General features: G+C 72.8%; 19 protein-coding genes. 12 read left to right on the top strand and 7 right to left on the bottom strand.

Features of this window, described 5'->3' with window-relative positions:
• Positions 1–200: 200 nt before the first annotated feature.
• Positions 201–1,991 (top strand): DUF5107 domain-containing protein, encoded by a 1,791-nt coding sequence (locus ABZ444_RS43150; RefSeq protein WP_358009970.1) that lies wholly within the window; start codon positions 201–203, stop codon positions 1,989–1,991.
• 55 nt (positions 1,992–2,046) lie between these two features.
• On the opposite strand, the gene ABZ444_RS43155 is transcribed toward ABZ444_RS43150, so the two are convergent.
• A complete protein-coding gene (locus ABZ444_RS43155; protein ID WP_358009972.1) occupies positions 2,047–5,343 on the bottom strand; it encodes a serine/threonine-protein kinase in 3,297 nt (1,098 codons plus the stop codon).
• Positions 5,344–5,449: 106 nt separating this feature from the next.
• On the opposite strand from ABZ444_RS43155, the gene ABZ444_RS43160 reads away from it, so the two are divergent.
• Complete coding sequence (locus tag ABZ444_RS43160) at positions 5,450–6,022, top strand: hypothetical protein (RefSeq protein ID WP_358009974.1); 573 nt, start codon at positions 5,450–5,452, stop codon at positions 6,020–6,022.
• A gap of 191 nt (positions 6,023–6,213) precedes the next feature.
• Entirely contained in the window at positions 6,214–6,798 is a 585-nt protein-coding gene (locus ABZ444_RS43165; RefSeq protein WP_358009976.1) for a dihydrofolate reductase family protein, read from the top strand.
• Positions 6,799–6,942: 144 nt separating this feature from the next.
• On the opposite strand, the gene ABZ444_RS43170 is transcribed toward ABZ444_RS43165, so the two are convergent.
• Entirely contained in the window at positions 6,943–7,950 is a 1,008-nt protein-coding gene (locus tag ABZ444_RS43170) for an RNA polymerase subunit sigma-70 (RefSeq protein WP_358009978.1), read from the bottom strand.
• A gap of 79 nt (positions 7,951–8,029) precedes the next feature.
• Positions 8,030–8,293 (bottom strand): helix-turn-helix domain-containing protein, encoded by a 264-nt coding sequence (locus tag ABZ444_RS43175; protein ID WP_358009980.1) that lies wholly within the window; start codon positions 8,291–8,293, stop codon positions 8,030–8,032.
• A 432-nt stretch (positions 8,294–8,725) separates the two neighbouring features.
• Between ABZ444_RS43175 and ABZ444_RS43180 the strand changes: the two genes are divergently transcribed.
• Genes ABZ444_RS43180 through ABZ444_RS43190 form a run of 3 tightly spaced genes read left to right on the top strand, consistent with a single transcriptional unit; the run spans position 8,726 to position 10,046 of the window.
• Entirely contained in the window at positions 8,726–9,250 is a 525-nt protein-coding gene (locus tag ABZ444_RS43180; RefSeq protein ID WP_358009981.1) for a hypothetical protein, read from the top strand.
• Positions 9,251–9,254: 4 nt separating this feature from the next.
• A complete protein-coding gene (locus ABZ444_RS43185) occupies positions 9,255–9,380 on the top strand; it encodes a hypothetical protein (RefSeq protein WP_358009983.1) in 126 nt (41 codons plus the stop codon).
• A 3-nt stretch (positions 9,381–9,383) separates the two neighbouring features.
• Positions 9,384–10,046, top strand: coding sequence for an MFS transporter (locus tag ABZ444_RS43190; RefSeq protein WP_358009985.1), 663 nt, complete (start codon positions 9,384–9,386; stop codon positions 10,044–10,046).
• Between the two features lie 23 nt (positions 10,047–10,069).
• Here the strand turns inward: ABZ444_RS43190 and ABZ444_RS43195 are convergent, their stop codons facing one another.
• The 3 genes from ABZ444_RS43195 to ABZ444_RS43205 form a co-directional block, all read right to left on the bottom strand.
• Positions 10,070–10,996, bottom strand: a complete 927-nt coding sequence (locus ABZ444_RS43195) for a TIGR04222 domain-containing membrane protein (protein ID WP_358009987.1) — start codon at positions 10,994–10,996, stop codon at positions 10,070–10,072.
• 181 nt (positions 10,997–11,177) lie between these two features.
• A complete protein-coding gene (locus ABZ444_RS43200) occupies positions 11,178–11,486 on the bottom strand; it encodes a hypothetical protein (RefSeq protein WP_358009989.1) in 309 nt (102 codons plus the stop codon).
• Positions 11,487–11,648: 162 nt separating this feature from the next.
• Complete coding sequence (locus ABZ444_RS43205) at positions 11,649–12,422, bottom strand: helix-turn-helix domain-containing protein (protein WP_358009991.1); 774 nt, start codon at positions 12,420–12,422, stop codon at positions 11,649–11,651.
• A gap of 212 nt (positions 12,423–12,634) precedes the next feature.
• Here ABZ444_RS43205 and ABZ444_RS43210 point away from each other — a divergent pair, with 212 nt between their 5' ends.
• The 5 genes from ABZ444_RS43210 to ABZ444_RS43230 are packed head-to-tail and all read left to right on the top strand — an operon-like array spanning position 12,635 to position 16,207.
• On the top strand, positions 12,635–12,859 hold the full coding sequence (locus ABZ444_RS43210; protein WP_358009993.1) for a hypothetical protein: 225 nt from the start codon (positions 12,635–12,637) through the stop codon (positions 12,857–12,859).
• A gap of 37 nt (positions 12,860–12,896) precedes the next feature.
• The gene (locus tag ABZ444_RS43215) at positions 12,897–13,913 is read left to right on the top strand and encodes a tetratricopeptide repeat protein (protein WP_358009994.1); all 1,017 of its coding nucleotides are present in this window, start codon (positions 12,897–12,899) and stop codon (positions 13,911–13,913) included.
• A 9-nt stretch (positions 13,914–13,922) separates the two neighbouring features.
• Complete coding sequence (locus ABZ444_RS43220) at positions 13,923–14,456, top strand: hypothetical protein (protein WP_358009996.1); 534 nt, start codon at positions 13,923–13,925, stop codon at positions 14,454–14,456.
• 18 nt (positions 14,457–14,474) lie between these two features.
• Positions 14,475–14,822: a hypothetical protein gene (locus ABZ444_RS43225; protein ID WP_358009998.1), complete on the top strand. Its 348-nt coding sequence runs from the start codon at positions 14,475–14,477 to the stop codon at positions 14,820–14,822.
• Positions 14,819–16,207 (top strand): hypothetical protein, encoded by a 1,389-nt coding sequence (locus ABZ444_RS43230; protein ID WP_358010000.1) that lies wholly within the window; start codon positions 14,819–14,821, stop codon positions 16,205–16,207. Before ABZ444_RS43225 ends, ABZ444_RS43230 begins: the two co-directional genes overlap by 4 nt.
• A gap of 28 nt (positions 16,208–16,235) precedes the next feature.
• Here the strand turns inward: ABZ444_RS43230 and cynR are convergent, their stop codons facing one another.
• Positions 16,236–17,144 (bottom strand): transcriptional regulator CynR, encoded by a 909-nt coding sequence (cynR, locus tag ABZ444_RS43235; protein ID WP_358010001.1) that lies wholly within the window; start codon positions 17,142–17,144, stop codon positions 16,236–16,238.
• Between the two features lie 123 nt (positions 17,145–17,267).
• On the opposite strand from cynR, the gene ABZ444_RS43240 reads away from it, so the two are divergent.
• Positions 17,268–17,855: a carbonic anhydrase gene (locus ABZ444_RS43240; protein WP_358010002.1), complete on the top strand. Its 588-nt coding sequence runs from the start codon at positions 17,268–17,270 to the stop codon at positions 17,853–17,855.
• Positions 17,856–17,859: the final 4 nt, after the last annotated feature.

The following is a 17,859-nucleotide window of genomic DNA, read 5'->3' on the forward strand; positions in this document are numbered from 1 at the left end:
CTCACTGAGGTCCCCGAAACCTGGCGGTAAAACGTTTCAAAATCCGCTGACTGGACGATAGATGTGCGCATAGATGTCGTCAATCCCTCGTATTCGATCTGTTGCACGCAAATTTCAGGGCATTGACAAGGGGCCCCTACGATCCCTACCGTTCGCCGCAGATCGCCTTAAAACGTTCTGCGCGAAGGGGCCATGTCCGGATGAAGCTCACCATCGCTGACGCCGGGCCCGTCAGCCCGCTGCCCATCCTGCGGCCTCCCGCCGTGGCGATCACCGACTTCGGGCACCCGCCCTCGCTGCTCCCGTACGGCAAGCGCGACTCCTACGGCCGAGACCCCGCCGAGCGGGAGGTGCCCTCCGTCACCCTGGAGAACGAGCACCTGCGGGCGGTGTTCCTGCCCGGCCTGGGCGGGCGGCTGTGGTCGCTGGTCGACCTCGCCACCGGCCGGGAGCTGCTGCACCGCAACCCGGTGATCCAGCCGGCCAACCTCGCACTGCGGGACGCGTGGTTCGCGGGCGGCGTGGAATGGAACCTCGGCACCACCGGGCACTGGCCGTTGACCTGCGATCCGCTGCACGCGGGGTGGGTGGCGGCGCCGTACCCCGTCCTGCGGCTGTACGAGTACGAACGGATGCGCGGCCTGGTGGTCCAGATCGACGCGAGCCTTCCGCCCGGCTCGCCGGCGCTGGTCGTGTCCGTCACCATCCGCAATCCGCGCCCGGAGAGCGTGCCGGTCTACTGGTGGTCCAACATCGCCGTGCCGCAGACGCCGCGCACCCGCGTCCTGGCCCCCGCCGACCGGGCCGAGCACTTCGGCTACGCCCAGCGGCTGACCACCGTGCCGTACCCGGGCGAACCCGACGCCGGCTACCCGGGGCGCTGGCGTTCGGCCGCCGACTACTTCTTCCACATCACGTCGGAGGTCCCCTGGATCGCCGCCGTCGACGACGACGGTTACGGCCTGCTGCACACCTCGACGTCCCGGCTGAAGGGGCGCAAGCTGTTCGGCTGGGGCGTCTCCCCCGGCGGGACCCACTGGCAGAGCTGGCTCTCGGGCGCCGGGGCGCCGTACCTGGAGATCCAGGCCGGCCTGGCCCGTACCCAGCTGGAACACCTCCCGCTCCCCGGCGGGACCGCCTGGACCTGGACCGAGACCTACAGCCCTCTCACCCTGCGCCGCCCGCACGCCCCCTACGAGGACGCGCGCGCGGCGGTCGACGTGATCGCCAGGACGCTACCCCGGGAATCGGCGCAACTCGGGCCGTGGACTGACCACCCCGTCACCGAGGTGATCCACCGGGGCTCAGGATGGGGCGCGCTGGAACGCAGGGCGGGCGGCCTGCCGGAGTCGACGGCCACCCCGTTCGCCGACGACACCCTCGGGCCGGAACAGACGCCGTGGCTGACCCTCCTGGAGAAGGGGGAGCTGCCCGGCGAGGAGGCGGTGTGCGTGGTCGGCCCCCGCTGGCTGGACCTGCTCCGCCCGGCCCGCGACTGGCACGGCCGCTACCACCTGGGCCTCAACCTGTGGGCCGCCGGCGACCGGACGGAAGCGCTCGACGCCTGGCGCCAGGCCCTGGCCGGACGGCGTCACCCCCTGCTGCTGCGGGCGCTGGCCGAGGCCCACCGGATCGACGGCGACGACGCCGCCGCGGCCGTCCTCCTGCTGGAGGCGCACGCCCTGGCGCCCGCCGTGCGCCCGCTCACCGTCGAGACGCTCGCCGCCCTGGTCGCCGCCGGCCGCCCGGCGCGGGCCCTCGACCTCGTCGACCGCCTTCCGTCCGGGGACCGCGCGCACGGCCGCGTCCGCCTGCTGGAGGCCCAGGCCGCCGTGGCCGCCGGCGACCGCGTACGCGCCGGACGCATCCTGGCGGCCGGCCTCACCGTCCCCGACCTGCGCGAAGGCGAGGACGCCCTGCACGACCTGTGGTTCGCCCACCACGGCACCGATCACCCCCTCCCGCCCGCGTACGACTTCCGCATGGACTGATGCCGCCGATCACCCGCCCCCGGGCAGGAGCAGGCCGACGGGGAGCGGGATCCGGTTAGGGACACACCTTTCTGTACGGCAGTGTGGGTACGATCGTCCGCCACTGGGCCGCGCTCAGCCCGCCCGCCTTCGCGCACACCGCCGCCGCCAACGCCTCCCCGCCCACGGCGTACCGCCTGACGACGCCGTTGCCGTCCACGGTCAGCACCGCCGACCCGTCGGCGGTGAACGCCACGTCGAGCGGCTGCCCGATCTCCGGGTCCTGCCCGCCGCCCTGGTCGAGCAGCGTGCCCAGGTCCGTGCCCGACATCACGTCGACCAGCCGCACCCTGCCGCCCACCTGGAGGGTGGCGAGCAGGTCCTCGCGCGGCGAGTAGGCGGCGGGGTCGCCGAACCCGCGCGCGGTGGCGAGCCTGCGGCGCGTGGCCACGTCCCAGACCGTCATCCGTCGCCGCGCGTCGAGCACCACGACCGCCCTGCCGGAGCGGGTGAAATACGCGCGCACCCCCTCGGCGTCCCTGCCGCCGCCGCCGAACGCCGGCCCCGACGCCTTGCCGCCGGCCGTCTCCAGCAGGTGCAGGCGGTCGCCCGCCACCACCAGCGTCCGCCCGTCGGAGGAGAAGGCCGCGTACTTCGCCGCGCCCGCCTCGGCCGACCACACGCGCCGCCTGGTCTGCCGGTCCCACAGCTCGACCCCGCCCTTCTCGGTGACCACGGCCAGCCTGGCGCCGTCGGGAGAGAAGGCCGCCTGGACGGCCGACGTGCGCAGCGTGCCCTGGACGGCGGCCGAGGCGGTGTCCACGATCCGCACGCCGGGCCCGAACGTGGCGACGAAACGGGAGTCCGGGCTGAATACCGCGTTCTCCGCCGCCGGCAACGCGCCGGCGTTCCTCCCGCCGACGGCCGACAGCTCGCCGTCGCGGACCACGAGCCGCCCGTCGCCGCTCAGCGCCGCCGTGCTCACAACGTGATCGTCGTCCTCGGTGCTCAGGTCGGCCACGTCCACCGAGAAGACCTGGTCGCCCAGCAGGTAGCGGAACGTGCTGCCGTCGAAGGCCCCCTGCGTCGCCTCATCGTCCCCCCGTACCTGGACCGTGGTGAGCAGTTGCGTGTCCGACCTGCGCCAGAACTGGACGGACCGCGAGGTCACCGTCGCGACGAGGCGGGCGCCGAACACGGCCGCGCCGCCGTTCCAGGTGCCCTGGGTGCCGGCGCCGTCCTTGTCGCCGATGAAGTCTTTCGCCCCGGTCCTCAGGTTGGTCAGCTCCAGTTGGCGACCGCGCCGTGCGGCCCGCCAGACCCCGTCCCGGCTGAACGTGCCGGCGGGGGCGGGCCCGAGCGCCTTGGCGGCGCCGGTCCGCAGGTCCCAGCGGGTACGCCGGTCAGCCTCCTCGAGCAGGACGGAGCCGTCCCGCTCGAACACCACGTCGACCCACTCGGTCGTGAAGTCCTTGGCAGTGGGGAAGGCGTGGTCGCTGATCGGCCTGCCGCTGACGAGGTCCACCGCGGTGGCGCGCCTGGCCGTCACGGTCACCAGCACCTTGCCCGACGGGCTCAGCGTCACGCTGTCCAGCGGTTCGGCCGGCCGGGTGCCGAGCGTCCGCAGGAGCCGGCCGTTCCGCACGTCCCACACGCGCGTCGCGGTGGAATCGGCGCTGATCAGGGTGCGGCCGTCGGCGCCGAGCGTCCGTACCGTGTCGCCCGCGGTCGACGGGTCGCGGAACATCGCGGTCTCGCGTTGTGCCAGCGAGGCCACCAGGGCCGCCCTGGTGGCCGGCGTGCGGTCCAGCCGCCAGGCCGCCAGGCTCGCCAGCATCGCCCGATGCGGGTCGCTCCCGCGCGTCGCGGTCGCCGTCCCCGCCAGCCTGGCCGCCTCCGACCTGGTCAGCTGCCCGGCGATCTGCTCGGCCCGGTCGTCGGCCACCGCGCTCTGCTGTACGGCCAGCCCGCCGGCCACCAGCGCGATCACCAGCAGCCCGCCCAGGCTCAGCGAGGTCAGCCGGGCCCGCTTGGCCCTGTGCCTGGCTAGGCCGGCCGCCGCGGACAGGAAATCGCGTTCGACGGGCGACAGGGTGATGTCGCGGCGGGCGGTGGCCGCCCACTCCAGAGCGTTCTCCAGGCTGCTGCCCTGGAACAGGTCGCCGTCCCGGCGTCCCGCCACCTCCCAGCGTCGCGCCGCGGCGAGGATCTGCCGGTGTACGGCCAGGCCGTCGCGGTTGGTCTCGATCCACCGGCGGTACCGCGGCCAGGCCTGGGGCAGCGCCGGCCTGGCCAGCCGTACGCCGCTGTCCTGCCTGGCCAGGAGGTAGCCGAACACGGCGAGGATCCTCCGCACGGCGGCCACCTCGTGCGGCGCCCGCCCCTCGACGAACTCGGCCAGGTCGGCGTGCCGGGCCGACAGCTCGCCCGCCTCGTCCACCGTCACCAGGCGCAGGAACACCTCGGGGACCAGCTCGCGCTCGGCCGGATCGAGCATCGTGTACGCCTGCTCGGCCAGCGTGCCGAGCGCGGGATCGTGCCCCTGCGCGCCGATCCCGGCGGCCCGGTGGCCGCCCTGGGCGAGCAGGCGGGCGGTGTCGAGGTCGCCGTCGCCGCTGACCAGCGCCAGCAGCAGCTCGCGGGCGGTCGGCCGCTGGGCCGGCTCCTTGGCCAGCGCCGAGGAGACCAGCCGGCGCAGCGTCCTGGGCAGCGCGGACAGGTCGGGGGTGGCGGACAACACCTGGTGCATGACGCTTCCCAGGTTCTCGGCGTGGAACGGATCACGGCCGGTGGCGGCGAAGACGACGACGGCTCCCCAGGCGAACACGTCCGCCGAGGCGTCCGCCCGCTGGCCGATGAACACCTCGGGGGCCATGTAGGTGGGCGTGCCGCTCACCACGCCGGTCGCGGTGAGCGACATCTCGGCGGTCCTGGCGATGCCGAAGTCGATCACGCGGGGACCGTCCGGGCCCAGCAGCACGTTGTCGGGCTTGAGGTCGCGGTGGATCACCCCGGCGTCGTGGATGGCGGTCAGCGCCGTCGCGATGGCGGTGGCCAGGCGGTGCAGGTCGTCGCCCGCGAAGGTCCTGCCCGCCGTGCGCAGGCTCGGGCCCTCCACGTACTCGCTGACGATGTAGGGGCGCGGGCCCTCCAGCCTGGCCTCGATGATCGGCGCGGTGCAGAACGAGGCCACCCGCTGGGCGGCCGCCGCCTCCCGGCCGAGCTGGGCCACCTGATCGCCGTGCAGCACCTTGATCGCCACCCGGCGGCCGTCCTCGGCGTAGGCCTCGTACACCACGCCCTGGCCGCCGGCGCCGAGCCGTCCGGCCAGCCAGTAACGACCGAGCCGCTGAGGGTCTCCTTCGATCAACACGCTGGGTTTGATGCGCTCATCACGGATGAAGTTCCGACCAAAATGCCTATTTGCGCATCATTAAAAGTGTCGAACCCTTCTTGATCCGGACGCATCCAACCCTGACATGAACAAGATTCAGAAGCTTGCCGCCCTGGCCGTGCTCCCCGTTGCCGCAACTCTCGTGGCCGTCCCCGCGCGGGCGGCGGAGCGTCCGAGTTGTCCCGTCCCCTCCAAGGCAGAGGCGCGGCGCTCGTCAGCGGGCAAGGTCGACAAGCCCGCGAGGGGCGCGGCAGCGATCAAGGGGGTCCGCGTCGGCCGCCTCCCGAAGGGCTTCACGTACGGGCAGGTCGTCGTCAACAAGCACGACGGCATCGTCGAGTACGGCTACCAGTGGTCGGACGACCGCGACGACGTGAGCCGCCGGCACCGGGCGCTGTGGGTCAGGGTGGCGTGCTGGCCGAAGGCGACCTCGTTGGCGCAGCTCAAGAACGCGCCGTTCGACATCGGGACCTTCTCCGGTGACACGAGCACCACGAAGATCGGCGATCGCCAGGTGCTCCGCCAGGAGGGTGACGGCGCGCTGGGGGCCGGTGTGTACACGGGCTGGGTCGAGCGCGCGGGCGTCGTCGTCACCGTGATGGCGAGCCCGCCTCTCGTGCCGGGGCTGGCGGGGATCATCAAGGGCATCCGGCTCTGATCCTGCTCCTCGAAGGATCCGTCCTCACCCCTGAACGCCGATGAGCCCGGACGACGAGCCGATGTGACAGGGGCGCAACGCCGTTCGCGAAGCCGACCGGCTGTGACGCTCTGGATCGGACCGCGCACCGATCAGGTTTCCGCGCCGCGCCCGTCTGTACATGTGAGATCGACTCACAGGAGGCCGGCAGAATGCGCAAACTGATCTTCGCCATGAACGCGACCCTGGACGGCTACATCGCCGCGCCCGGCGGCGACCTCGGCTGGAGCGGCGGGGAGGGACCGGACGCGTCGCCGGGCGACGAGCTGTTCCAGTGGTGGTCCGACCGGGTGGACGTGACGAGCCTGGCGCTGTACGGGCGCAAGCTGTGGGAGACGATGAGCTCCCACTGGCCGACCGCCGACGAGCAGCCGGGTGCCACACCGGCGGAGATCGCGTTCGCCCGCCGCTGGCGGGACATGCCGAAGGTGGTGTTCTCGTCGACGATCGACAAGGTCGACTGGAACACCCGCCTGGTCACCGGCGACGCGGTCGCCGAGATCGCCCGGCTCAGGGCCGAGGACGGCGGCCCGATGGACATCGGCGGTGCGACGCTCGCCGGGGCGGCCATGCGGGCCGGGCTGATCGACGAGTACGCGATCGTCACCCACCCGGTCCTGGTGGGCGGCGGCACGCCGTTCTTCGCCGCGCTGGACAGCTGGGTGAACCTGAACCTGGTCGAGACGCGGACATTTCCCGGCGGCGTGCTGCTGACCCGATACGAGAGGAGGCGATGAGCACGGGCCGCGTGCTCGGCTCGTAAGGTCGGCTCGCGATCCTTCCTGGCGCGCTCACCGTGACCCTCGGCGAGCGTTCGAGTGCGCCGTGGACCGCCTCGCCTGCCCGCGCGCTGGACTCGTCGACGAGGGGGACTCGTCTGATCACAGCGTCGCGGGCAGGCCCAGCCATGGCTTGTCGGTGGCGTCGAATCCGGTGAGCTCGGCGATCTTCCCGTCCACGATGTGCAGGACCGCGATGTTGAACAGACGATGTTCCGGGTCGTCGGGGGTGCGGCGGTACAGCACGGCGGCAGGCATGAGGTTGACCGTCGTGGGGATGCAGCGCCAGTCGTCGTAGCCACGCTGGAAGAGCCCACCGGAGACCCAGCCGTCCACCGCGTCCTTGGCCGTGACGACCAAGGTGCCCGGATCGGGCAGCATCGCGAAGCGCAGGTCGTGGCGCAGCAGGGCCATCAGCCCGTCGAGGTCGTTGCGTTCATGGGCGTCCATGTACGACTTCACCACGCCGCGCTCGTCATGCGACAGCTCGTGCGTGGCAGGGCTGCGCCAGTCGAGGCGGCGGCCGGGCAGCTGCTCGCGCATCGTCACGCGCGCCCGCTGCAGTGCGCTGGTCACCGAGGCGACGGTCAGCTCCAGGGCGTCGGCGGCCTTCGACGCCGGCCAGCCGAGGACGTCGCGCAGGATGAACACCGCCCGCTGCCGCGGCGGCAGATGCTGGACGGCGACGATGAACGCCAGCTCGATCGTCTCCCGCGCCACCACCGATTCCTGCGGGTCCTCCGGGAGCATCCGGTCCGGGTAGGGCTGCAGGTAGTGCACTTCCGAGCCCGCGCCCGGCAGTTCGGCAGGCACGGGTATGCGGTCGTTGCGCTTCTCCAGGAAGTCCAGGCAGGCGTTCGTCGCGATCCGGTACAGCCAGGTCCGCGGCGCAGCGTGGCCCTTGAACGACTCCCGCTTGTTCCACGCCCGCAGGAACGTCTCCTGCGTCAGGTCCTGGGCGTCCTCGTAGTTCGCGAGCATCCGGTAGCAGTGCACCTGGAGCTCATGCCGGTAGCGCTCCGTGATGAGCGCGAACTGTGCTGCGTCGTTCGAGTGGGCCGCCGCGATGAACGCGGCCCCGTCGTCGCCTGGCAGTCTGGCGTCGGTCATGGTCGTCAATCCTTCCGCGGGTGGCAAGGGGCCATCACAACTGACGACGTGGCGGAGGATTTCTGAGCGGTGAAGCCGCTCACACCGGGCCGTTCGCCAGGCGGGACGGGGCGGGGCGATCCAGAGGACGGCGTTCCAGGTCGTCCCTGCGCAGCCGGCTCGGCCGGGCCGTGCCGTCCAGGCGGGTGGACACGATGCCGCTGTGCCGCAGGACGTTGACGTGATGGGACACCGTCGAGACCTTCACCGGCAGGTCGAGCGCGGTGCAGGTGGACTCCTCCACCTGGTCGAGCTGCCGTCGGGAACCCAGAAGGACGAAGTCACACGCGGTGGGTCCCGTCAAGGATCACGGAAGGTGACGGGGGAGGGGCGGCGCGTCCGAGGGCGGGGGCGTGGACGGCTCATCAGGCACGGCCGGCCACCGGCCGGCGGGGGCGGTGAGGACCGTGGACAGTGCCTGTCGTCCGATCGTGACCGTGTGCCGATCGCGGGCCCTTCGCCGGTGCTGTGGCCGGCCGGACGTGGTCCGGTGCGCGGACCTCCCTTCTTCGCCGCCCGTGGATGGAGTCGCCAGGCCGGGCTGAGGCGAGGGCGTGGAGGTCGGCTCCGTGCTCCGGACGCCCGCCTCCCCGAGGAGAACCGGCGCGGACTCGGCCGAATCCGTCGAACACCAGCGAACGGCGTGGCATCCCCTCATCAGCCCAGGCTCGCCCGCATACTGGGGCTACCCCCCTCCCGTCGTCAATCGCTTCACTTGCCCGCCGAGAGGGAGATCATGAGGGTTGTAGCGACATTCGGCCTGCTCGCGGCCCTTGTCGCAAGTCCCAGCACGATCGCGGCGGCCGCCCCCGTCCTGCCGATGCCCGACCCTCCGGTGGAGGAGGGCGACAGTGCCGATGACCAGACCGACCCGGAGGGAGCGGCGGACCGGCCCGCGGCGCCGGCGGGCATCGGTAACTGGACGGGGGTCAAGATCAGGCCGCGTCGCCCGCGTCAGGACAGTTACGTTCGCGTACTCGTCCGCTGCCCCGCCAAGGCCACCGACGCCATCGTGGCCGCCAAACCCTTCAACCCGCCAGGCTCGAGGCGGTTCCGCACCCAGCTGGGCGTCGGGATGAGGGACAACCGGGGCTTCGACAAAATGTACCTCGCCTACGACGCGCTCCTCGGCCGGCGCAAGGTCACGCTGAAATGCGTGAAGGTCACCATGCTGGAGCAGCGGCGCAGGAGAGTGGTCGAGCTGGTCAGCCGATCCCACACCTACGTATTCGTCCGAAGGTTCGAGCCCGGCAAATTCTGACCGGTTGTCCTCCTTCGGGCGCCACAGGACGCCCCGAAGCGCGATGGCCCATGCGTCCCTCGCCGGCACCACCGGGTTCGCGGTCGTCGCCCTGATGAACGCGGCGAGCTTCGCCCTGGCGGCCGCCTGACTGATGCTCTCGGGACGCCGCGCGCCCGCACCGCCGCCCCGGAATCCGGGCGGTTACCGGCAGGTGCTCGCCGACCGGCCGTTCGTCACCCTGGTGGCGGCCGAGCAGGCATACACCCTGATCCACCTCATCCTCCCCGTCGCCCTGCCGGTGTACGCGGTCACGGTGCTCGGCGTCCCGCCGGCCCTGCTGGGCGTCCTCTACGCGATCAACACGGTCCTCGTGGCGGCGGGCCAGCTCCCGGTCCGGAGGTGGCAGCGGCACGCCCGCCGTACGCACGCCATGGCCCTGAGCGGCCTGATCATGATGGCGGCGTGCGCCGCCTACGCCGCGACCGCGCTGCTCCCCGCCGGACTCGCGCGCGTCGGCGGGCTGCTTGTCGCCACGCTCGTCCTCACCTGCGGCGAGCTCATGCACACCGTGCCCAGTTGGGCCCTCGCGGCCGCCATCGCACCACCGGCCATGCGGGGCCGCTACCTGGCGATCTACCAGCAGACCTGGGCGCTCGCGGCCGTCCTCGCGCCCGCCGGCTTCTCGGCCCTGCTCGGTACGGCGCCACCGCTGCTGTGGCTGACGCCGGCAGCCCTCGTGGGGCCGGCCGCACTCGTGCTGCTCCGCCTGGCGCGCCGCCTGCCGCCCGAAGCCGTGGCCCCACCCCGAGCTTGAGCCGCCCCTGGGCAGAGTCCCCGTCAGGAACCGCCGCCTCCGCCGTCACCCGAGCCGCCGCCGTCCCAGCCGCCGCCCCCGCCGTCCCAGGTGCCGCTTCCGCTGTCGTCCGGGGTCCAGCCGACGGAGCCGCACTGGGCGCTCGGGCTGCTGGGTTCGGCCGGGTAGAGGTGACCGTCCGGGATGGACCGCTTGCTGAGCTCGGCCGACAGGTGCGGGTCGCCGAGGTGGCTCAGTCCGTACAGCGCGAGCGGCACGGCCACCGCGTCGGTCCCGGCCCCGTACGGGTGTGCCCGGCGTGCCTTCTCCAACTGGTGGCGGCCCGCGCGGCCGAGCCGGACCGGCCGGTTCCTGACGTACAGGGACCGGACCTTCCTGGCCGCCAGCCAGCTGCCGCCGAACCCGAACAGGGCAGCCACGCTCAGCGGCGGCGACTGCGCGACGATCATGTAGATCACGTCGGCCCCGGCGGCGACGACCGCGACCGTGGGGATCAGCTTCAGGACCTCACGGCAGACGCGGAAGCCGGGCACGCTCCGAGAGTCGACGAGCAGGCCCAGATCGGCGAGCCGGCCCCTGATCCCGGCGACCTCCGCACTCTCCGCCAGGCGGCGCTTGACCAGGACGACCGGCGGGCTCCTGCGCTCGGCGAGGATCGCGACAAGCCGCTCCTCCACGGGGTATCCCGCCGTCACGGCCGTGGCGACGCGATGGATCTTCCCGCCTCGGGAGACGCGGATCTCCCCTTCCCTGGCCAGCAGCCCGAGCGCGGTGTCCGCCACCCGTACCGGACCGCCCGCGAGATAGGCGAGCTCGTAGTGGCCGAGGTCGACGTCGCGCAGCCCGCCGAGCCTCAGGCGGGCGCGGACGTGCGCCACCTCTGCGGCGATGACCGTGCCGACGGTGACCGCCCCGAGGAGCACCGCCAGCCATACGAGGATCACATCCATGCCCACCTCCCGTGTTGTTGATCAACGTGTGAGGTGGACACGAAGGTTCCGGGGAGCGCCACTGCGCCGATTTCCGTGGACCCCGCCGTAAGAGGCGTGCGGCGGCAATCAGGCGACCCCCGGCCCTCGCGGCGAGGCCGGCCGGGCCCGTCCGGGCGCCGGCCGGCCGTGCGAGCCGCGGTCAGGGGTTGTCGTAACCGATCCACTGGATGTACCAGCCGAACTGCTGGGCGGTGCCCGGGGACAGCGCCGACGCGTCACGCCACTGCACGTAGACGCGGAACTTGGTGGCGGTGGCGTCGTAGACGGCGCTGGGGCCGACCAGGTTCCACTGGTTGCCGCCGGTGCTGCTGATGGAGGTCACGTAGACGGGACGCCCGGAGAAGCGCGCGGAGGTGGTGTCGACGTCGATGTAGATGCCGTTGGAGCCGTAGGCCTGCCAGCCCTGTCCAGGGGAGGTCTGACCGGCGGCGATGCGGGCGGTGGGCATGGGGGGGATCCTTCCGTCCGAGGAGTCTGTCACGCTCAGTATTCGATCCACCACCCAAAGTGTCGAGGTCAGGGATGTTTGTCCCACCGGGCACATGAATCGAGCCGAAAGTGGGTCTGGTCAGGCGTCAGGAACCGTGCGCAGACCGGCTGTCCCGGTGCGTCACCTGCCGCTGCCTGGTTCGGGTGGGAGGAGGTCGAGTGCGCGGGCCCTGCGCAGCGCCGTGACGCGGTCGTGCACGCCGAGCTTGCGGTACAGGTTCTCCTTGTGCTTGTTCACCGTCGCCTCCTTGACGGTGAGCCGGCGGCCGATGGCGTACGCGGTCAGCCCCTCGCTCAGCAACATCAGGACCGCCATCTCGCGCAGGGTGATCCCGTGCTCGGCCGGGTCCGCGAGCGCGGGCAGGCGGAAGACGGCCCTCTCGTGCGCTTCGACCGTGTCGAGGAGCGAACGCGCGAGAGCGGCGTATTCCAGGTCCCGGTCGCTGTAGCCGGTGCCGTCGCGGCTCATGATGACGCCGCGGATCTGCCCCGGCCGGGCGTCCAGGGGGAGGGCGAGCTGGCGGTCGATGCCGATCGCCTCCCGGCCGGCGTGGTAGGCCTCGCTCTTCCACCAGTCGCCGTCGGCGACGTCGTCCATGGCCAGCGGGGTGCGGTCGCCGGTCCGGGCGTAGTGGCGGAGCAGCGGGTGGGCGCGCATGTGGGAGTGGATGAGGGCGTCCAGCGGCGCCTGGTGCAGCCAGTCGGGCGAGCCGGTCAGCGCGTGCCCGGTGCCCGCCGTCCAGTCCAGGTCGATGAGCACCGCCAGATCTCCCGGCAGGTCCTTCGTCAGCCGTTCCATCAGCAGCGGCCAGACGCGTACGGGCGTTCTCGTCGTGAGGATGTCCATCGCCAGGTCGTGAATGCGTCGGCCATCGTCCCTGAACAATGACGTCATGGGCGCATTGTGCATGAACGGCTACCATCCGGCACGGCGAATCGGAAGTACGTACTTCTTCGTATTCATCGACCCGGCCGGCCGGCGGGACAGTTCTGTCTACGGATATGCGGGCGCGACTGGAGTGCGGCCGATTTCCGCCTTATCGTTACCGGGTGATGACGTTCCGTATCACTCTGGCTCCAGGCGGTGCGACCCAGAAGGAGTGACAGATGCCGTTCGACGACCACCAGCGGGAGAGCTCGCGGCGGATCGACCACCAGCGGGAGATGGTCCGGCGCTCCACCGACGATTCGTCGCGCCGACGTGATCGCGACGAGTGGCGGGCCCGCCGCGGCGGTGGCGACGAGCTGAGCCTGGGGACGCAGATCATCCTCGCCGTCGTCGCCCTCGCCGTCTTCTTCCTGGTGGTGTACCCGCAGTTGCCCCACCACTGAGATGTCCGGCTCTGACCAGACGGCGGAGGGTGGACGCATGCCGGCACAGGACGACTCGGGGTTCGGCCGGGCGCTGGCCCTGTACCGGGCGGGGCGGACCGCCGAGGCCAGGGACGTGCTCCTGGAGGTGGTCGCCGGGTTCCCCGGCGATCGGGTCTGCCGGTACTCGCTCGGCGTGTGCCTGAACGAGCTGGGCGAGTGGCGCGAGGCGGAACGGCACCTGGGCGCGGTGGTGGCGGCCGAACCCGCGCACCACCTGGCCGCCTACGAGCTGGGCGTGGCGCTCCAGGAGCAGGGCAGGCCCGCCGAGGCCGCGGTCGCCTTCCGCCAGTCACTGGCCGGGGACGTGGTGAAGGACGTGCGCAGCCGCCTGGCGGCCTGCCGGGCGGACGACGGCCCCGCGACGGGCGACCCGCCGCCCCAGGCCCCCACCCCGGCCCCGCCGCCCCCGGTGCCCGCCGCGCCGCGTCAGGTCGTGGTCCCGGACGATCCCGAGCACGCCGCCGCCCTGGAGTACACCCGCACCGTGGCGGCGGGGGTCACGCCGTACCGGACCATGGCCGACGACCTGGACGAACGGGCCGTCTACGACGTCGGCCAGGAAGTGTGGTCCACCAGGACGCAGACCCGGCACCTCGCGCTCACGCCGCTGGTGGCCACGGCGCTGGCGTTGTCCGTCTCCGTGCTGCGGGTGCCGCTGCTCGTCGTGGCGCTCGGGCTGTACGCCGTGGCGGCCTGGGTCGCCGCCGTCGTCTCCGCCCGGGTGACGTCGTACGTCTTCCACCAGCGCCGCGTCGACGTGGCCCAAGGCGTCAGGGACCGGAGCAAGCAGGTGATCCTGTACGCCTCGATCACCCAGGTCCGTTACGTGCGCACCCTGTCCTCCTACCTGACGAACACCGCCTCGCTGGAGCTGACCTACATGCTCGGGACGGAGAAGGAGTCGATCGTCCTGGCCGGGCTCGGCAGGCCGGGCCAGGTCGACAAGCTCTACCAGGAACTGCAGGGGCCGGTCGTGCGCGAGCGCCGCGCCATGAAGAAGATCCTCTTCTAGGGCCGGCGGATGCGCTTCTTCGCCCGCGCCAACCTGGTGATCGCCGTGCTGGTCGCGGCGGCGCTGGTCGTCCCCCGGATCGGGCTCGACGGGCCGGCCGTTCCCGGGATCGGCCTGCCCAGGCTGCCGTTCCTGGAGGCCGACGAGCCGATCAGGAAGAACGCGTCCGGGCCGCCGCCCTGGACGATCCACGGGTACGGCTGGCGGTTCACGGTGGAGCGGACCGCTCGGACGGTCAGCAGGTGGATGGGGAGGACCAGACCGTCGATCGTCGTCACCGCGTACGTGACCCGGGAGGAGCGGCAGTTCGCCTCCCGGATGATCTACCGCATCAGCGACCGGGCGAGCGGCAGCGAGCTCGGGTCGGTGCCGTTCCAGGGCGGCGGGGACGGCGACCCGCCGCTCGGTCAGCGCAGCAAGCTCGTGTTCACGGTGTGGGACACCTCGCCGAGGGCGTCCCGTCTCACCGTCACCCTGCACGATTTCCATTGGCCGGACAGGCGTGACCTGGTCCTCGGCGAGGTCCGGGTCCCGGCGTCCTGAGCGGGCCGGGAGGCCGAGATGATCGTCGACGTGGTGCGTGCCGCGATCTCCGTGATGCAGGTCGTCCAGGCGGTCCCGCCCCGGCCGCCGGGTTCGGGACTGCGCAGGAAGCTGATCGCCGCGCTCGTGGAGCAGGCCGGCGAGCTGCGGCCGGAGCCCGCCGAGCAGCCGCTGGCCGAGGCGTTCGCGACCTGGATCGAGCTGGCGGCCAGGCGGGAGGCCGACCCCGCGGCGGTCGGGCCCCGGCCGTACGCGCACGCGGCGGCCATCCTGGCCGCCGAGCTGGACCTCGCCCTGGCGGCCGGCACGCCGCCGCCCGGCGCGGGCGACACCGTCGCACGGGCCGGCCTGTTCACCCGGTCATGACGGACCTCCTGCCGCAGGCCCTGCGGGACGCCCTGCACCAGGCCGCGGACGTGCTGCGCGGCGTCGACGACGCGGCCCACAGGGCCGACGACGCCCTCCAGCACGTGGTCAACGTCTTCACGGTGCCCAACTTCCTGATGAACACCGACTTCGACAGGCTCGGCGGCAGCGCCCACGGCCTGGGCTCCACCGGCCCGTTCACGTTCTCGCCGCTGAACCAGGCGATCAGCGGCTACGGCCTGTTCGCCGGCGCGCGCGACACCTGGAACGGCGGGGTGAAGCTCGGCACGGGGCTGGGCGGCGACAACGGCGAGCAGGTGCTCGACGGAGCCGCCACCGCCGCGACCGGGCTCGCCGGGGCCTACTCCGCCACGCTCGGGCTGCTGGACGTCACCACCCCGGCCGGCGCGCTGGTCGGCGCCGCGCTGGCGGGCTACGGCGTGGGCACCACGGCGATCAAGGGCATCGAGGCGGCCACCGGCCACGACCTCGCCCACGACCTCGGCGACCTCCTCTTCCGGGCGACCCACGGGAGCGCCGACGAGGCCGCGTTCACCCTGCCGTCCGACGTCGCGCCGCCGCTGCACGCGCTGCCGGACCTGGCCGGGCCGGCCACGGAACACCGTCACGAACCCTCGGCCCCGCTGCCGCCGCACGGGATCGTCGCGTTCCAGGGCGGATGGTGGTACGAACCGGGCAGCGCCTGGCACGCGATCTCCTCGACCCCGGTCCCCGGCGCGATCACGCACACCGAGGGCGGCTACCGGGACGCGGCCGGCGCCTGGCATCACGTGTCGGCGAGCGACCCGCCCGGCACCGCGGGATCGGGATGGCGCGGACCGGAGGGCACCTGGCATCCCGTCGGTCCGGACGGCCACGCGATCCCGGGCGCGCAGAGCGTGGTCGACCTGGACTGGACGCAGGACGCCGCCGGTTCCTGGCATCCCGTCCCGCCCGCCGCGCCGCCCTCGGCCGACGCCGGTGGCGGCCCGCCGGGGGTCGAGCTGAACGCGGCCTGGTTCCTGGGGCACGACGGCGCCTGGCATCCGCTCCCGGTGCACGACGGGACGGCCGGCGACGGCGGCCAGACCGGGACGACGGAGCTGGTCTCGGCCGCCTACCAGTCGCCGGACGGCGGCTGGCACCCGCTGCCCGGGTCCCAGCCCGAGACCGGGGCCGCGGCGTCCGGCGACACCGGCCATGCCCATGGCGGTCCGGGAGCGGCGCAGCAGGCCCAGGCCGGAGCGATCCAGCAACACGACGAACCGGCGCAGGCCGCCGCCGTCCAGCCGGACCCCGGCGGGGGCGTCCCGGTGACCGGCGAACCGGCGCCGCAGGGCGACGGCGGCGCCGAGTCGGCGGCCGGGCATGTGTCGGGGTTCTGAACGACGCCGGCACGCCGCGCGCCGGGGTTCACGCGGGCGGGGTGTAGCCGCGGGAACGGACGAAGTCCAGGGTGAGCTCGGTGAAGGCGCGGGCGGCCGCGCTGCGGTAGGCGCCCTCGCGGTGCAGGAGGGTGACGGTGCGGCTGGGCAGCGGCGGATCCAGGGGGACGGGGGTGAGGTGCGGGTGACCGTGGGCGATGGCGTCGGGCAGGACGGTGGCCAGCGGGGTGCGGCGCACGATCTCGGTGAGGGCCTGGATGGAGTTGGCCTCGACCGCGATGCGGGGTGCGGCCAGGTGGCGGGTGAAGTAGGCGTCGATGTGGCCTCGGGTGGCGAAGTCGCCGCTGAGCAGGGCGAGCCGCTCGCCCCTGAGCGCGCGCACCGGTAGCGGGGCGGGCAGCGTCCGGGCGCGCGGGGTGCCGGTGACGAGGCTGAGGGTCTCGGTGAACAGCGCGGTGGGGGTGACGCCGGGCAGGTGGGGGCCGGCGAAGGCGATGCCGAGGTCGAGCTCGTCGGCGAGCAGGGCCGCCTCGACGCGGTCCTGGGTCGTCTCGGTCAGGGTGAGGTCGACGGCCGGGTGGCGCACGTGCAGCTCGGCGGTGAGCGGGCCGATCAGGTAGGCGGTGAAGGTGGGGGTGACGCCCAGCCGCAGGTGGCCGCGGGACAGGTCCTGGACGTCGTGGACGGCGCGTTCGGCGGCGGCCAGGTCACGAAGCGCGCGCCGGGCGTGGTCGGTGTAGACGGTCCCGGCGTCGGTGAGCCGTACCGTGCGGCCGGTGCGGTCCAGCAGTTGCACGCCCAGGGTCCGCTCCAGCTGCCTGATCTGCTGGGAGAGCGTGGGCTGCGAGATGTGCAGCTCCTCGGCGGCGCGGGTGAAGTTGCCGTGTTCGGCCACGGCGAGCAGGTAGCGCAGGTGACGCAGTTCGAGAGCGGCCATGGACAAACTATAGATGGAGCCAATGGTTTCCAGGCTGAACGCCTCTTGGACACTATAGGCCCAGGTCATGCATGCTGGATGTCAGCAGCCCGCAAGGGCCGGCCACCGCCGAAGGGAGTGACCATGCAGGACCTCGCCGAGGGCGTCGCCCGTTTCCAGCGGGACGTCTTCCCGGCCAAGGCGGAGCTCTTCGCCCGTCTGGCCACGCAGCACACACCGCACACGCTGTTCATCGGATGCTCCGACGCCCGCGTCGTCCCCGAGCTGATCACCGGCACCGAGCCGGGTGACCTGTTCGTCATCCGCACCGCCGGCAACCTGGTGCCCGCCTACCGTCCCGAAGCCGACGGGGTGGCCGCGAGCATCGAGTACGCGGTCGCCGCCCTGGGCGTGCGGGACGTCGTCGTCTGCGGCCACTCGGCCTGCGGCGCGATGACCGCGCTCGCCGAGGGGCACGACCTCAGCGGCGCCCCGACCGTCGCCGCCTGGCTGCGGCACGCGGACGCCTCCCGCGCCCGCACCGCCGCCCACGGTGACGTGCCGGCCCTGGTGCGCCAGAACGTGCTCGCCCAGCTGGCGAACCTGGCCACCCACCCCTCGGTCGCCCGCGCGCTGGCGGCGGGGAAGGTCGCCCTGCACGGCTGGGTCTACGACATCCCGACCGGCCGCGTCGAGGACCTGACCGCCGCGGGCACCGCGCTCACGGCCTGACCCC

Origin of the sequence: Nonomuraea sp. NPDC005730, from assembly GCF_040630865.1 — a bacterium.
In the GTDB taxonomy this organism is placed as follows: Bacteria; Actinomycetota; Actinomycetes; order Streptosporangiales; family Streptosporangiaceae; genus Nonomuraea.

Bases quoted from the DNA above. Each gene is read 5' to 3' on its own strand.
- ABZ444_RS43150 (WP_358009970.1), top strand. From the start codon at position 201: ATGAAGCTCACCATCGCTGACGCCGGGCCCGTCAGCCCGCTGCCCATC.
- ABZ444_RS43160 (WP_358009974.1), top strand. From the start codon at position 5,450: ATGAACAAGATTCAGAAGCTTGCCGCCCTGGCCGTGCTCCCCGTTGCC.
- ABZ444_RS43165 (WP_358009976.1), top strand. From the start codon at position 6,214: ATGCGCAAACTGATCTTCGCCATGAACGCGACCCTGGACGGCTACATC.
- ABZ444_RS43170 (WP_358009978.1), bottom strand. From the start codon at position 7,950: ATGACCGACGCCAGACTGCCAGGCGACGACGGGGCCGCGTTCATCGCG.
- ABZ444_RS43180 (WP_358009981.1), top strand. From the start codon at position 8,726: ATGAGGGTTGTAGCGACATTCGGCCTGCTCGCGGCCCTTGTCGCAAGT.
- ABZ444_RS43190 (WP_358009985.1), top strand. From the start codon at position 9,384: ATGCTCTCGGGACGCCGCGCGCCCGCACCGCCGCCCCGGAATCCGGGC.
- ABZ444_RS43195 (WP_358009987.1), bottom strand. From the start codon at position 10,996: ATGGATGTGATCCTCGTATGGCTGGCGGTGCTCCTCGGGGCGGTCACC.
- ABZ444_RS43200 (WP_358009989.1), bottom strand. From the start codon at position 11,486: ATGCCCACCGCCCGCATCGCCGCCGGTCAGACCTCCCCTGGACAGGGC.
- ABZ444_RS43205 (WP_358009991.1), bottom strand. From the start codon at position 12,422: ATGACGTCATTGTTCAGGGACGATGGCCGACGCATTCACGACCTGGCG.
- ABZ444_RS43210 (WP_358009993.1), top strand. From the start codon at position 12,635: ATGCCGTTCGACGACCACCAGCGGGAGAGCTCGCGGCGGATCGACCAC.
- ABZ444_RS43215 (WP_358009994.1), top strand. From the start codon at position 12,897: ATGCCGGCACAGGACGACTCGGGGTTCGGCCGGGCGCTGGCCCTGTAC.
- ABZ444_RS43220 (WP_358009996.1), top strand. From the start codon at position 13,923: ATGCGCTTCTTCGCCCGCGCCAACCTGGTGATCGCCGTGCTGGTCGCG.
- ABZ444_RS43225 (WP_358009998.1), top strand. From the start codon at position 14,475: ATGATCGTCGACGTGGTGCGTGCCGCGATCTCCGTGATGCAGGTCGTC.
- ABZ444_RS43230 (WP_358010000.1), top strand. From the start codon at position 14,819: ATGACGGACCTCCTGCCGCAGGCCCTGCGGGACGCCCTGCACCAGGCC.
- cynR (WP_358010001.1), bottom strand. From the start codon at position 17,144: ATGGCCGCTCTCGAACTGCGTCACCTGCGCTACCTGCTCGCCGTGGCC.
- ABZ444_RS43240 (WP_358010002.1), top strand. From the start codon at position 17,268: ATGCAGGACCTCGCCGAGGGCGTCGCCCGTTTCCAGCGGGACGTCTTC.